The sequence below is a fragment of the Arthrobacter vasquezii genome (assembly GCF_029455255.1).
GTDB lineage: Bacteria > Actinomycetota > Actinomycetes > Actinomycetales > Micrococcaceae > Arthrobacter_D > Arthrobacter_D parietis.
The window spans coordinates 37758-52652 of sequence record NZ_JAROKN010000019.1 but is presented as its reverse complement, the minus strand read 5'-3'; the positions used below and the strand labels follow the sequence as shown (position 1 = coordinate 52652).

12 protein-coding genes are annotated in these 14895 nt (G+C 62.6%); 3 read left to right on the top strand and 9 right to left on the bottom strand.

Annotated features, from left to right (window positions below; all coding sequences use genetic code 11):
- Nucleotides 1-159 precede the first annotated feature (159 nt).
- The 3 genes from P4U43_RS09120 to P4U43_RS09110 all read left to right on the top strand — a co-directional run bounded on the left by P4U43_RS09120 (nt 160) and on the right by P4U43_RS09110 (nt 5001).
- Nucleotides 160-2625 carry a ThiF family adenylyltransferase gene (locus P4U43_RS09120; protein ID WP_277358454.1) on the top strand — a complete coding sequence of 822 codons (2466 nt, stop codon included), beginning with the start codon at nt 160-162 and terminating at the stop codon, nt 2623-2625.
- Nucleotides 2622-3695 (top strand): patatin-like phospholipase family protein, encoded by a 1074-nt coding sequence (locus tag P4U43_RS09115; protein ID WP_277358453.1) that lies wholly within the window; start codon nt 2622-2624, stop codon nt 3693-3695. Before P4U43_RS09120 ends, P4U43_RS09115 begins: the two co-directional genes overlap by 4 nt.
- Before the next feature lie 187 nt (nt 3696-3882).
- The gene (locus P4U43_RS09110; protein WP_277358452.1) at nt 3883-5001 is read left to right on the top strand and encodes an MBL fold metallo-hydrolase; all 1119 of its coding nucleotides are present in this window, start codon (nt 3883-3885) and stop codon (nt 4999-5001) included.
- Nucleotides 5002-5318: 317 nt separating this feature from the next.
- Here P4U43_RS09110 and P4U43_RS09105 read toward each other — a convergent pair whose 3' ends face one another.
- From P4U43_RS09105 to hpaE, 9 genes are all read right to left on the bottom strand, one after another.
- Nucleotides 5319-5552 carry a hypothetical protein gene (locus P4U43_RS09105; protein ID WP_277358451.1) on the bottom strand — a complete coding sequence of 78 codons (234 nt, stop codon included), beginning with the start codon at nt 5550-5552 and terminating at the stop codon, nt 5319-5321.
- Between the two features lie 150 nt (nt 5553-5702).
- Nucleotides 5703-6731, bottom strand: coding sequence for a VOC family protein (locus tag P4U43_RS09100; protein WP_277358450.1), 1029 nt, complete (start codon nt 6729-6731; stop codon nt 5703-5705).
- 153 nt (nt 6732-6884) lie between these two features.
- On the bottom strand, nt 6885-7826 hold the full coding sequence (locus tag P4U43_RS09095; RefSeq protein ID WP_277358449.1) for a LysR family transcriptional regulator: 942 nt from the start codon (nt 7824-7826) through the stop codon (nt 6885-6887).
- Between the two features lie 2 nt (nt 7827-7828).
- Nucleotides 7829-8248 (bottom strand): hypothetical protein, encoded by a 420-nt coding sequence (locus P4U43_RS09090; RefSeq protein WP_277358448.1) that lies wholly within the window; start codon nt 8246-8248, stop codon nt 7829-7831.
- 840 nt (nt 8249-9088) lie between these two features.
- Nucleotides 9089-10591 carry an NAD-dependent succinate-semialdehyde dehydrogenase gene (locus tag P4U43_RS09085; protein ID WP_277358447.1) on the bottom strand — a complete coding sequence of 501 codons (1503 nt, stop codon included), beginning with the start codon at nt 10589-10591 and terminating at the stop codon, nt 9089-9091.
- Between the two features lie 54 nt (nt 10592-10645).
- On the bottom strand, nt 10646-11464 hold the full coding sequence (locus P4U43_RS09080) for an HpcH/HpaI aldolase family protein (RefSeq protein WP_277358446.1): 819 nt from the start codon (nt 11462-11464) through the stop codon (nt 10646-10648).
- The gene (hpaH, locus tag P4U43_RS09075; RefSeq protein ID WP_277358445.1) at nt 11449-12234 is read right to left on the bottom strand and encodes a 2-oxo-hept-4-ene-1,7-dioate hydratase; all 786 of its coding nucleotides are present in this window, start codon (nt 12232-12234) and stop codon (nt 11449-11451) included. The genes P4U43_RS09080 and hpaH overlap by 16 nt, the downstream gene beginning before the upstream one ends.
- A 2-nt stretch (nt 12235-12236) precedes the next feature.
- Nucleotides 12237-13316, bottom strand: coding sequence for a 3,4-dihydroxyphenylacetate 2,3-dioxygenase (gene hpaD / locus P4U43_RS09070; RefSeq protein WP_277358444.1), 1080 nt, complete (start codon nt 13314-13316; stop codon nt 12237-12239).
- A 36-nt stretch (nt 13317-13352) separates the two neighbouring features.
- The gene (gene hpaE, locus P4U43_RS09065) at nt 13353-14894 is read right to left on the bottom strand and encodes a 5-carboxymethyl-2-hydroxymuconate semialdehyde dehydrogenase (RefSeq protein ID WP_277358443.1); all 1542 of its coding nucleotides are present in this window, start codon (nt 14892-14894) and stop codon (nt 13353-13355) included.
- Nucleotide 14895 lies beyond the last annotated feature (1 nt).

The following is a 14895-nucleotide window of genomic DNA, read 5'->3' as shown; positions in this document are numbered from 1 at the left end:
GTTCGCCGCCGTCACCGCAGCCGCCGTAGCGGTGGCTAACAACATTCCGCGGTCAGCTGCGGCCACCACGATGGCTGCTGGCCCCGAACGGGTAGACGCGGCCGTGACCTCCGACCGGGGCGGCCAGCACGCACCCGAGACGCCGGTTGGGTTCGGTCATTGAACGAACTCGCGCAACGGCAGCTCTCCGAACTTGCCGAAATCAGCGACGGTGCTATCCAGCTGTTGGGAACTGTTAGTGAAAACGGCCTGACCACCTTCACGGTCTCGCTCGACACGTCAGGGATCGATACCGCCAATGACGGAATCCGGTTGCGCGCACGGGAACGGTTCGAAGTCGTAGTCGGCCCGTCCTTCCCCTACTTGCACCCGGACGTCAACGTCGCGCATCGACGATGGGCAGGAACACCCCACGTCCAATGGGGACGCCACCTCTGCCTATACGCGGCACCTTCCGTGGAATGGAACCCGGCTGACGGAATGCGCGGGTTGATCGCTCGACTAAATCTTTGGCTACAACGCGCGGCGGCCGGCGAACTAGACCCGGCCGGACAGCCGCTGCACCCACCGGTCGCATACCACTCATACAAGAACGGCTGGGTCGTTGTCCGCCCGGACCTGGGCGATCTCGTGCCCTGGGCACACACCGGGCCAGAACGAGTGAAGCTCCTGTACGCATGGTGCGCGAAACGCGACAAGCGGATCGACGTCCTCGAATGGCTTACTGGCCAACAGGTCATTGACCGGCTCGTTGCCGACGAACTACCCGCACAGGGCGAGAACGGCATAGCGCACTTCGCTGCGCCGCTCGTGTTGATCAGCGACACCCTCGAAATGGAGTACCCAACCACAACTGCACTCCTCGCAGGCGCCCTCGACACTTACGGCCTCAACCGCGACGAACTCCTCAGGGCGCTCGTTAACGCCCGCACGATCAACAAAGCCATCGGCGTGACACTTGAAGGTGATGGTGCCGTGCCTGCGATGATGCTGCTGGGGACCCCCGCGCGCCGCCTCGAACCAGGAATACTCCTCGCCCACATCACGGCCTGGCACCTCGATGATCTCGGCACGGGTATCACCGACCTTCTCGAAGATGTCAGTCCTGAGCACGTCGAGCTCGCCGCGCGGGTACGAAAATTGGCCCATGACTGGCTCGGCTTCGCCAAACTGCAGTGGATGGTCATCCATGAAGCCCGCCCAGAAGTGACGCGTCGCCGAGATACCGGCTCACCTGTCCAGTGGCTCGCCGGCAAAAGAGTGCTGGTGCTAGGTTGCGGAGCCCTCGGAGCACCGATCGCTGAACACTGCGTCCGGGCAGGGGTCGCGCAGCTCCATGTGATTGACAAAGGAGAAGTCACACCGGGAATCCTCCTTCGGCAGCCATATGAAGACGCGGACATCGGCTACAACAAGGCCGAACGCCTGGCACCGCGATTGTCCCGAATCCGGCAAGACCTAGCCGTGACAAGCTCGCGTGCAAACATCGTGACAGGGATACTCACCGACCCTCCAAGCCTGCTTCAGTACGATCTCATCGTCGACGCAACAGCTGACATCGGTGTTCGCGTCGGGATAGAACGAGCCCGCGCAGCCAACCGCGCCCAGTGGCCCGCGACCATCAGCGCGCTGTTCGGGCACACAGCACAACGTGGTGTGGCCACGATCTCCTTCCCGGGAGCCACCGGAAGTGGGCACGACATCCTCCGCCGACTCGCAATCGACACTGCTACCACCGCACCCGCTGGGTGGACGGCGATCGCCGACGATCTTTTCCCAAACCCGCCACGAACGGAGCGATTCTTTCCCGAGCCCGGCTGCTCCGCCCCCACATTCACGGGTTCCGCAGCAGAAGCAGTAGCACTTGCCTCCGCGCTGTTCGTCTCCGCAGTCACAGTCCTTTCCAACAATGATGCTGAACCCATGACCGCGATAGGCTGCGACCTCTCGCCGCATGCCAGGGGCCCGCGACCCGTGCACCTAGGGTGGAGGAACGATTTGGTCCTTTCCGATCAGACCGAAGAATACGAGGTACGTGTCAGCGCCCGCGCCCTCGCCGAGTTGCGTACCGAGACCCGTCGTGGGCGCAGAGTCCGCAGCCCGCGGATCGAAACTGGCGGGATGCTGTTAGGGAGTTTCGACGAAGCGACACACACGGTCCTCATAGACACGGTCGCAGGTCCTTCGCCGGACAGCCGCCTGTCGGCCAGATACTTCGATCACGGAACAGAAGGAACACAAGAAATCGTGACATCGCTTAGCACCGCCACTGCGAATCGTGTCGGGTTTGTGGGCATGTGGCACACGCATCCTTACGGAGTCGCCTCACCCAGCGACACGGACGAAGAAGGCATGGCCGACATCGTCGCGCCGGATGGTGGCAGCCGCCGTGCGCTCATGCTCATCCTCGGAGGCGACGCTCCCGTTTGGGAAGGCTGGCTCGATAGTGGGACCCTGCCCGACATTTACGCTCGGGTGGTCAAGCGGAACACTGTCAGCCGACCGGAGCGGGCGGACGCGCTATATCTCACCTCTACAGGCACTTGGTTCCCTGGGGGATACGCCCATCCGGGGCAATCTTCCGGGGGCCACGGAGAACGCACACGCATCGGCCGGAATCAATGAGCCCGAGAATCGGACTTGCGTTGTCCGGCGGGGGCTTTCGGGCAACCGCCTTTGGCCTCGGAAGCTTACGAGCCCTACACGATCGCAATCTTCTCCACCAGGTGACCGTCGTCTCGGGTATTAGCGGTGGCAGTCTCCTCGCGGCGATGTGGGCCTACGGACCGGAACGTTTCGATGAGTTCGACGACTCCATCACTACGCTGCTGCGCGCGGGGCTCCAAACCGAACTTGCTCGACGTGCTTTCGCACCACCCGCAGCGGGGCGAGCAATCGCCAGCGCTGTGAGGGCACTTAGCTCGAAGGACGGTCGCTCCTATTCCCGTACTGATGCACTCGTCGATGCACTTGCGTCGCGCGATTTCGGAGCCAAGCTCATCACTGATGTCACCCACGCCGGCACTGAGACCGTAATTTCGTCAACAGACATGAGGACCGGAAATGCAGTGCGATTCGGCAGCGCTCTCAGCGCATGTTCACCGTACGGGACGATCCTCAATGAGGTGTCTGTTGCGGAAGCAGTAGCTGCCTCGGCGGCGTTCCCTGTTTTGCTTCCTGCCTTGCGCCGAAATTACGACTTTTTTGATAGAGACGGTTACCGACGTACCGCGCGATTGGCTATGACCGACGGGGGTGTATACGACAACCTTGGCCTTGCTCCCCTACTCCCTGGCCGCTCAACGAAATACAGTTCCCACGTATTCGATCTTGATTACATAGTCGCCGTCGACGCTGGACGAGGAAGTACTGAGCGTTCCGCCGCCCGATTCATGGCCCGCAGGCTTGCCCAAAGCTTTGACATCACCCACACAAAATCACAAGACGCTGCCCGGAGCCGCATTCACTTGGCTCGCGAGAGCGCGGAGGTGAAGGGCTTTATTCACGTCTACCTCGGCATGCGAGATGAGAGGCTGCCGGTGCCCTTGGCGGACCTTGTCCCTCGCGCAAGAGTCCAAAATTATCCGACGAACTTTGCTCCAATGAGAGCTGCCGATCTGGACGCCATCGCGATCCGCGGCGAACAGCTCACTCGGACGCTGCTCAACAACTATGCTCCTGACCTCGGAGGGTAGGTCGCTGACCCCTCCGAGCAGCCTCGACTGCGGATGAACTCAGGCTTCCCGTGATGCATCCGATCAGATTCATAGACTAAGACTGCAGCAACGCCAGAGCGAAAAACGCACGCGAGCCATCCCTGCTTGCGACGCCACGCACGGCGAATCATGGCGGCTGGCATAGGGCTTGAACGGATGAGGATAGATGCGGATCAATGTTGTAAATGTGGGCGACGGCGCGTGCACCGTGCTCAGACACCAGAGCGAAACCATGGTGATGGATTGCGGGAGCTGGCACTCTTCGGACGGAAAGGACCCAGCGATGCTGCTGAGGGCCACTCTGGGCGCGGTGGCCTCCATGCCCTCCACGGTCGTCGTAACGCATTTCGATCTAGATCACTGGCTCGGCCTTAAGGCGTTTGCTGATGCATCACCAAGCGGTTCGGAACACGTACGACTGATACATCCCCGGCTTCCCAGCCTTGTTCGACCCGTTCAGGCTTCACTCCTCGCCTATCAAACGCTCCATTTCACCGCACCCGAACGGTCTTCGTTGGATCTTTTCCAGGCATGGGAGAGCAAATCGGCCGTGCTTTCGCGCACCTCTGCCTGCGCAGGAAATATCTTTACCGCGGTTGGGACCCGCTGGAAAGTTCTCTGGCCGCCCCGCGAGCTCGAAGCACGGGTCAGCAACGCTTTCGCTCGAGTTGCGAAAGAGGCTGAGGACCTCGCGAAAGAGTATGAGCCGCTCCGTCGGGCGCTCGACTGGGCCAACAACTCGCCGTTCTTTATGGACGACGATGAAGAGCAAGCGAACGACCTGCTCGACGAATTCAACCCTGTTGTCGACGAGGATGTGGCCCTCCCGGGGGACTACGATTTGTTCGACTCGTATGCGGTCGACGGCTTCGCCGATGCCCCTGATGGACTGCGAGAAAGACTCCAGAAAAACCGACGGGATGTGCAGAGAATCAACAACGAACTGAGCCTCGTCGTCGAGGAGGTGCATGGCCGCTTTCTAAACCTGGGCGACATCCAGAAGTGGGGTCTCAACGAACTAATCCGACGTCGTGCGATGCAAGAATGCTATGACACGATTTTGGCTCCCCATCACGGCACCCAGGCTCCGGGGGTGCGCACTGCTTCCGACTTTCCGTGGTCTCGCCTAGTCATCGCCCAGAACGGCGCAGGTCACCACCCTCGACTTCGCAAAGAACTTAGTGCTCACACGCATAAACTCATCAGCACGGCGGATAGCGGATCCGTGACTATCCGCGGCAGGTACCATTGTCCAACGGCCTACTGCTCGTGCCGGCATCCGTAGGTCGGCGGATCAATGAACGCTGGCAGAAGCGATGCAAAAACGCCCCGGACGATCGCGACTAATGTGTCGAATTACGCTTTCCTACCCCGGTTCAGCGAATCACTGGGATAAGTGATCCCATCGGAACTGTCGGGATGGGATCTTAGATTTCCTCCGACGAGCGTCCAGAAATGCCCCCGGAAGCCCTATCCTGACGGTCATTCACACCCCAACCTGACGTCAGGTTGGGGTGTGCCCCAACTGGATGGTCCTGCGGCCCGTGCGCAGAGGTCGTCCGAAACTCGTTGAGCCTGCATGTGACTCCTGAATTGACTGCACTAAGAGGGCGGTTGGGAGGTGTCCCACTTATATGCAATCCAGACGGAAAAACCATCGGTGCGTTGAAACATCCTGCGTGGCTCGGAACCTTGGGCAGTAATCCAAAGGATTTGGTCGTCGGCTGTTGCCGCATCGACGATGCCTGTTCTTACGGTTTTGGTGTCAAACCGAATTGCGACTTCTTGTCCGACGAGTGGCAACCATTGGCGCTGGTAATGCATCTTGTTTTTCACGGAGTTATTCCTAGGGAACTAGGTGGACCAGTCTGCCGTGGGCCCTCCCGGTCTGATGTGGACACCGAAGATGCGGGCATCGGCCAAGGGCAACCCCGATGTTGGCGCCGCCACGATTACCGGGTCATTCACCTGCACCCCGCCATCTCCCTAGTCTAGGGAGGCGGGCGACTTGATGGCAGCGGCCTTGATCAGCTCGGCCTCGCTGCCGGGCACCAGGCCCTGTTCCGTTGCGGTCGGCGCAGCAGCTGGGGGGAATGCCTCCAGCATGGACTGCGGAAGTTCCCGGTTCCGGTACTGGTCGTTGGCGCCCAGTTCGGGGGTCCATCGGTTCGGCTGCCAGTCCGGGACGTAATTGCGGTAGCCGCCCGTATTGACCTCGATGCGCAATCCGCTGGCCTCGCGGAAGTACAGGTAGTCCTGCTCGCCGATGCCATGGACGCCGGGGCCAAATTCCATCGGTGTCCCATTCTCGATTAGCAGGTCCGCGGCGCGAGCCAGTTCGGCTTGTGTGTCGAGCCAGAACGCGTAGTGGTGGATACGCCCCGGGCGATCTGAAGCATCGAGCAGGATTCCCAGGTCGTGGGACTTTTCGTTCGTGGTCAGAACCCCAAAGAAGGTCACCTCAGGGTTTTCAAAGTCCGCGAACGCCATGATTCGGAAGCCCAGAACCTCGTTGTACCATTTCGCGAAGCCCTTCACATCGGACGCCGCGATCGTGACGTGATCAAGTTGACGGGGCGCGATGCCCCGGTCGCTGCGCTTGGACGGACGATCAGGATAGGTTGATGCGAATTCGCCCTCCGCCTTGTACAGCTCGACGTCCCAGAACAGCTGCATGGTGTGGCCATAGGGGCCAGTAAAGAGGTAGGAGCGGCCGATGCCCTCGCCTGCATCCTTCCATGTCCCTGCGTACTCAGTGGCATCGATCCGGCGGGCTGCCTCGTCGAGTGCCTCCGCGCTGCTCGTGCGCCAGGCCATGGAGACCATGCCCGGCTCGTCGCCTTTAACCAGCACGACACTATAGGCGTAGTAGTCACCCCAGCAGCGCAGAAAGACCTTCTCGTCGGTCCGCTCTACGACCCGAAGGCCGACCTGTTCCTCGTAGTAGCGAATCGATTTTTCGAGGTCGGTGGCGTAGATCTCGATATGGGACAGGTGTGAAAGTAGCTTGATCATTGTTGGTCCTTTTCGTGTAGCTGCGGATATCTGTCGGCGGCTTTTATCCACTCTGTGTCATGACCCACATATTGGGAAGACGATATTTCCTATGACCACGTATAGCTATCGGTAATACCCTCGTGACCCTACGGAGGGCTCGGTGGGAGAGAACTATGCGCCTTCGGGCGGTAGAAGAGGCGCGCAGGCGGCCGCCAACTGCTCCCGGAGCCATCGGTGCACAGGATCGTATTCTCTGTCGCGGTGCCACCAGAACGCCTCGGAGATGGGGGACAGCAGAATAGGAGGCGGCACAATGCGGAGGCCGGTTGAGGCTCGGACAGCGTCTTCTGCCAAGCGCCTGGGGAGCAGGGCAATCCGGTTGGATCCATCGACCAGGGACGGGATGACGAAGAAATGCGGGGTGATGGTGTTGACCAGGGGGTGCAGTCCAGCGATCTGCAGCTGGCGGGCGGCTGGGGTAAGGGCACCGGGGCCCCAGATGGTGGTGATCCACGGGGAGGAGAGCAACTCGTCAGCGGTGGGGATCTCGCTTAGTGCGGGATTGTCGATGGCAACGAGGCAGGTCCATTCGTCGACCAAAACATCCACATGTGGCTGTTGGCTGAGATATCCGTGGGGCAGGAACATTCCGTCGACGTCCCGCAGCGAGTCAGGTGCTTCATCGACATGGGACGTGAGGATCTGGTCGAACCTCAACCGGACGCCGGGCGCTGTACCGGCCAGCCTGGCCAGGAGCCGTCTGCCAACCTGTGACGTGGCGTAGTCCGTGGTGAGGATACGGAATTCGCGTGTGCTCTCGGCCGGCCGGAACTCCAACTGTGCACTCGCGATTCGTTCGACCCCGTGCAGGGCGGCTGGCAGTTCGTCTCTGAGACGGGTGGCCAAGGCACTGAGGAGATATGCGTTGCCTTCGCGGATCAGCAGGGGGTCGTCGAAGTGTCGCCGCAGTTTGGCGAGGAAGCCCGAGGCCGTCGGTTGGCTCACCCTCAGCCGGGCCGCCGCGGAACTGACATTCCGCTCCTCCAGCAGGACTGCCAACGGGATCAACAGGTTGAGGTCCAGCTGGATGCTGGGTCGAGCCGGCGAGCCCACCGCTAGCCTCCCGGACCTGAAGTCGGGGATACCGGTGACGGCACAAGTCCGCGCATTGCCTCGATGACCTGCTCACCGAAGTCGTCGTCGAGCGGTCCGGCACCACGCAGCAGGCGGTGATATCTCGGCGAGTAAGGCAGGGATGCGGCGGGCCCGGCGCACTGCCGCACCACCGTGCGCAAACGGCTGCAGAGGGCAACGACAGCATCAGCCCCGGAAGCCGTGTGGGAGATGCGGTCTTCGATGAAAGCATCGAGGACCACCACACTACTGCTCGGCCACCAGCGGTAGATGGTTGCCCTGGACGCCACAGCGTCCATGCTCAGGTGCTTGGTCGTGAGTCCGTCGCCGTGGCGCGCCCCAAGAAGCTGCAGTGCTGCTGCGGGGATCGCTGGTCGACTGGTTTCACTTCGGGTGACCATGGCGCCATATTAGCCGAAACCCCAACCAGCGCGAAACGGTACGTTTCGCATCAGCGTGCGACGAGCCAAATGCTAATCGCCTTTTGAACACCAGCATTGGCAACCGCCGCAGGGGCATTCTTCTTGCGCCTGACTGCAAAGTATGGGCCGAATGGTTTGCTCCCCGTCGCGTTCAGCTTGGGGCGGTGGTGGTCAGCGTGCCTCGACGGCAAGAATCATGACCGGAACTGGTGGCTTTGATCCGTCCTTGGTTGGGGTCCAATTCAAGTTATCCACGGCTGGAAGTGGCGAGCCGTTTGACTAGCTCCCTGGCAGCAGAAGCGGTGGATAACCTAAAGAATTGTCCCCAGATGGGGGCGTCGGCAGCAACTTCTTCAGGGTGGAGCAGAGACGACTCGAATTGGAGCAGCGGCTTCTATCTGCGTTCCGAAACGCGCCATGCTAATACGGCGTCCGTACGCGTGAATAGCCGCCGCCCCGCACCATCTTGGAGTTGCAGCCAGAGGATTAGACCGTCTTCTGTAACAGCATCGATCCGACCGGATAATTCAGGCCCATCATTGTCAACGAGGAAAACCAATTCTCCCGGTGACAGCATTGTCCAGTCCCGAATATAGTCAGCATTTTGGGGAGGCAAGAACGTCTCTCGATGGGTCTTCAACTTACCGTGTGCACGTAGCAGTGGCCGCCCTCTGGCCATGTTTTCCTCCCTCTGGTGTCTCTAACCACGTCGGTATAATGGAGCGTGCATGTTGGGCAGATTTTCTAAGTACTTGTGGTGGGCCCCGTTGCATAAGACGCTGGGTTTCTCCACACAGGTCCCTACGTTCACAGCCTGGTCTAGGTCGTGTAGGGGTCGGCGATGCCGATGTACTGGGTGGTGGTGTATTCAGCAATGCCTTCGGAGCCGCCTTCGCGGCCCAGACCGGACTGCTTGACGCCGCCGAAGGGTGCCGCAGCGTTGGAGATGACGCCGGCATTGAAGCCGACCATGCCAAACTCAATCTGCTCCGCCACCCGCAGGAGCCGGTTCAAGTCGCGGCTGTAGAGGTAGGACGCAAGTCCGTATTCACTGGCGTTGGCCAGCCGGATGGCGTCTTCCTCAGTGGCGAAGGTGGTAACGGGGGCGACGGGTCCGAAGATTTCCAGGCCCAGGATCGCGGCGTTGTTTGGCACGCCGCCCAAGACGGTGGGCTGGTAGAAGTAGCCCGGCCCATCCACAGGTGCGCCGCCGGTGATAGCGGTTGCTCCGGCGCCGATGGCTGCGGTTACCAGGGCGTGGACGTCGTCGCGCGCGCCGGCGTCGATGAGCGGGCCGACCTGTGTGGTGGGGTCGGTGCCGCGGCCGGTGGCCAGGGCGCCCATGGCGGCGGCGAACTTCCGGGTGAACTCCTGTGCTACGGCCTCGTGCACGAGGAAGCGGTTCGCTGCGGTGCAGGCTTCGCCCATGTTCCGCATCTTGGCGGCCATGGCCCCTTCGACGGCTTTGTCTAGGTCGGCGTCCTCGAACACGATGAACGGCGCGTTCCCGCCCAGTTCCATCGAGGTGCGAAGCACGTTCTGCGCGGCGTCCGCCATGAGCCGCTTGCCGACGGGGGTGGAGCCGGTGAATGAGACCTTGCGCAGGCGGGAGTCCTTCAGCAGCGGACCGGAAATTCCTGAGGCTGAGGAGGAGGCAACGACGTTGAGAACTCCGGCGGGCAGGCCAGCGTCGAGCATGGTCTGGGCAAAGTACTGGGCTGTGAGCGGGGTGAGTTTGGCGGGTTTGAGGACCATGGTGCAGCTGGCGGCGACGGCGGGCGCGACCTTGCGGGTGGCCATAGCGAGCGGGAAGTTCCAGGGCGTGATGAGCAGGCATGGTCCGACGGGTTTGTGCTGGACGAGGATTTTGTTTTTGCCTTCTGGGGTGGTGAGGTAGCGGCCGTAGCCGCGGACGGTTTCTTCGGAGAACCATCGCAGGAATTCGGCCCCGTAGGTGACTTCGCCACGGGCTTCGGCCAGGGGCTTGCCCATCTCCAGGGTCATCAGCAGCGCGAAGTCCTCGGCCCGTGCGATGACCAGGTCAAAGGCCCTCCGCAGGATCTCCGCCCGCACCCGTGGGGCTGTCCGTGCCCAGGACGCCTGCGCAGCGTCAGCCGCGTCGAGCGCGGCGATGGCATCTTCGCTGGTGGCGGAGGCGAGGGTAGCGAGTACATCCCCGGTGGCGGGATCGTGAACGTCAAACGTGCCGCCGTCGGACGCCTCCCGCCACTGTCCGCCAATCAACAAACCGTTAGGAACAGAGGCAAGGAGGGACGCTTCGCGCTCGGGCGAAACGGCGGGGGAGATCTCAAAAACAGTCATGAGGAAGTCCTAAGAGGTGTTTAAGGGGAGTGGTAAGCCAGCTACTAACCACCGTTAGTAGCTGGCTGGAGTTCCGCCGCTGTCCTTCTGGATGTCGCCGGCCTTGATGTATTGGGCGGCGAGGGCTTCGGAGCCGCGGGCGAGGAGCGCGACGTCGGCGCCGACCAGGATGAAGCTGGCACCGTTGTCGAGGTAGTGGCGGGCGGTGTCGGGGTTGAACGCGTTAACGCCCGCGGGCTTCCTGGCCGTCTTGGCTGCGGTGAGGCAGTGTTCGACGGCGGCGCGCACCTCGGGGTGTTCCTGCTGGCCGAGCAGGCCCATCGAGGCAGCCAAGTCGGAGGGGCCGACGAAGATGGCATCGACGCCGTCGACTTTCAGGATGTCCGCGACGGAGTCCACGGCCGCCGTTGATTCGATCTGGACGGTGACACTGATGGTGTCCGCGGCCCGGGCCAGGTAATCCGGGACGCGGTTCCAGCGGGCGGCGCGGGCCAGCGCCGACCCGACACCGCGGACACCTTCGGGCGGGTAGCGGGTCGCCGCCACCGCGGATTCCGCTTCGGCCACGGAGTTGACCATGGGGATGAGCAGGTTCTGTACGCCGAGGTCCAGGTATTGCTTGATCAGCACGGTGTCGTTGACCGGGGGCCGGACCATCACCTGGACCGGGTAGCCGTTGACTGCCTGAAGCTGGGCGAGGATGGATTCGAGCCCGTTAGGGCTGTGTTCGGCATCCACCAGCAGCCAGTCCAGGCCGGATCCGGCGCAGAGCTCGGCGATGAGCGGGCTGCCGGAGCACACCCACATCCCGGCCAGCGGCCGGTCCGCCGCCGCGAGAGCAATCCGGAACGTGTCTTCTATTCGAAGCGGCATGTGACACTCCCCAGGGGCCCGTAATCGGCATGGACGGTGTCGCCCTTGTAGACCCAGAGCGGGCGGGTGAAGGACCCGGCCAGGATGATGTCGCCGGCCTTCAGCGAGTCGCCGTGGGCCGCGACCTTGTTGGCCAGCCAGTGCACTCCGTTGGCGGGGTGATCCAGCACGCCGGCGGCCACACCGGTTTCCTCCACGGTCTGGTTCTTGTACAGGATGGCTGAGACCCAGCGCAGGTCGACGGCGTCAGGTTTCACCGGACGGCCGCCGATCACCATGGCACCCATCGCGGCGTTGTCGGAGATGGTGTCCACGATGGTCCGGCCTTCCATCTCGATCCTTGAGTCGAGGATCTCGAGGGCCGGGACCACGTAGTCGGTGGCGTTCAGGACGTCGAAGATGGTGACGCCGGGGCCCTTCAGCCCGTCCTTGAGGACAAACGCCAGTTCCACCTCCACGCGCGGGTGGGTGTACTGGTCCCACTCCACGGAACACCCGGTTTCGAGCACCATGTCATCGAAGATGGCGCCGTAGTCGGGTTCGGTGATGCCGGTGGCGTCCTGCATTGCCTTGGACGTAAGGCCGATCTTGCGCCCCACCAGGGTGCGGCCGTCCTCCTCCTTCCGGCGCCGCCACAGCAGCTGCACCGCGTAGGAATCCTCCACGGTCATCTCGGGGTAGCGGGCCGTCAGGCGGGGAACCGGGGTGCGGCTACGCCCGGCCTCGACCAGCTCGTCCGCAATGGCCTCAATCGTCTTGGCATCCAGCATGGCTACAGCTGCGCTCCGAGCTTGAAGCCTTCAGCCCCGGCTGTTTCGCTGGGCCGGGTGTAGGAGAAGCCGTCGGCGCCGACGGTGACGGCCATTTCGGACTTTTCCTCGCGTTCGATGACGGGCTGGGGTTTTCCGTCCAGGTCCAGGACGAGGGAGGCTTCGGTGTACCAGGAGGGGACGACTGGGTTGCCCCACCAGTCGCGGCGCTGGTTGTCGTGGACGTCCCAGGTGATGGTGGGGTTGTCGGGGTCGCCGGTGTAGTAGTCCTGGGTGTAGATCTCGATGCGGTGGCCGTCGGGGTCCAGGATGTAGAGGTAGAAGGCGTTGGACACGCCGTGCCGGCCGGGGCCGCGTTCGATCCGGTCGCTGATGCGCAGGGCGCCCATCTTGTCGCAGATCTGGATGATGTTGTGCTTCTCGTGCGTGGCGAACGCGACGTGGTGCATTCGGGGTCCGTTGCCGCCGGTCAGGGCGGTGTCGTGGACGGTCTGCTTGCGGTGCATCCACGCGGCGTAGGTGACGCCGTCGGAATCCTTGATGTCCTCGGAGACGCGGAAGCCGAGGTCCTCGAGGTAAGCGCGGCCGCGTGGCACGTCGGGGGTGACCTGGTTGAAGTGGTCCAGGCGGACCAGCTCGCCGGCGGAGTAGAGGTCGTAGCGCTGGGTGAGGCGCTCCACGTGCTCCACGTCGTAGAAGAACTCGTAGGGGAAGCCCAGCGGGTCCTCGACGCGGACGGAATCGCCGATGCCCTTGGTGAAGCCGTCCTTGCGACGCTCCACCCGGCAGCCCAGTTCCTTGTAGTAGGCCTCGGCGGCGTCTACCTCGGCGGGGGACTTCACCCGGTACGCGCAAGCCGCGACGGCGGCGATGGGTCCCTTGCGGAGCACCAGGTTGTGATGGATGAACTCCTCCAGCGACCGCAGGTAGATGTTGTTTTCGTCTTCCTCGGTAACGTGCAGGCCGAGGACGTCGACGTAGAACTCGCGGGACCTGGCGAGGTCGGTGACCACAATTTCCATGTAGGCGCAGCGGACGATGTCCGGGGCCGGGACGGTGGGGGTGGGAACAAAGTTTGTCATGATGGGTCTCTCTTCTTCGAAAGGGTTGTGGAGGGGTTAGCTGTCGCTGGTTGCTGCGGCGTCTTCGACGTTGCCGAATTTGGGCGAGTGGGCTTCGTTGAGGGTGATCTGTACCGACTGCTGGGTGGTGTAGAAATCGACCGAACGGTAGCCGCCCTCGCGTCCGAGGCCGGAGGCCTTGACGCCGCCGAACGGTGTGCGCAGGTCACGGACGTTGTTTGAGTTCAGCCAGACCATGCCGGCCTCGATGGCGTGGGCAAAGTTGTGTGCGCGCTTGAGGTTCGTGGTCCAGACGTAGGCGGCGAGGCCGTACTTGGTGTTGTTGGCGAGCTCAAGCGCCTCTTCATCGGTGTCGAAGGGGGTGATCGCGACGACGGGTCCGAAGATTTCCTCCTGGAAGATCCGGGCGTCGGGCGCGACGTCGGAGAACACGGTCGGTGCAACGTAGTTGCCTGTGGGGAAGCCTTCGGCACGGCCGCCGCCAGCCAGGAGACGGCCCTCGGTCTTACCGATTTCGATGTAACTAATGACCTTATCGAAGTGGTTCGGGTGCACCAGTGAACCGACCTCGGTTGCGGGATCGCTCGGGAGGCCCACCTTGATGTTCTTCGCGCGCTCGGCGAACCGGGCTACGAAGTCGTCGTAGATATCGCGCTGCACGAGCACGCGCGACCCGGCGGTGCAACGCTCACCGTTCAGGCTGAACACACCGAAGACCGTGGCGTCGAGGGCGGCCTCGATGTCGGCGTCGGCGAAGACGACGGCTGGGCTCTTACCGCCGAGCTCGAGCGAGAGGCTCTTGAACTGCGGGGCTGCTGCGGTTGAGATGGTCGCACCGGTTGAGCTGTCCCCGGTGAAGGAGACGATCGGCACGTCGGGGTGCTTCACCAGGTAGTCGCCCGCGACGCCGCCGGATCCGAAGATCAGGTTGAAGACGCCGTCGGGCAGGCCTGCCTCGCGGAAGATCTCGGGCCACAGCACAGCGGAGAGCGGGGTATAGCTGGCCGGCTTCATAACCACGGTGTTGCCGGTCGCGATGGCCGGGGCGAGCTTCCATGACTCCTGCATGAAGGGGACGTTCCACGGTGTGATGAGCGCGGCAACGCCGATCGGCTTGCGGTTCACGTAGTTGATCTGGCGACCGGGCACCTTGAACGCGTTGTCCTCCTGCCCGACGATCAGGTCGGCAAAGAAGCGGAAGTTCTCCGCAGCGCGGCGCGCCTGGCCCTTGGCCTGAGTAATGGGAAGGCCGGAGTCGTAGCTTTCAAGGAGGGCCAGTTCGTCGTCGCGCGATTCGACGATATCGGCGATCTTGTGCAGCACCCGGGAGCGTTCGCGGGGCAACATCGTCGACCACGGACCGTCCTTGAAGGCGCGCTTGGCGGCGGCGACGGCAAGGTCGACGTCTTCCGGCTGGGCTGACGCGACAGTCGCGTAGTTCTCGTTGGAGACCGGCTCCTGCACGTCGAAGGTCTTGCCGCCAACAGAGTCAACAAACTTGCCGTCGATGAAGTGCTGGAGATGCGTTGGCAGATTGTCCGGAATGTGGTGCTGGATGGTTTCTACTGAGGTCGTCATC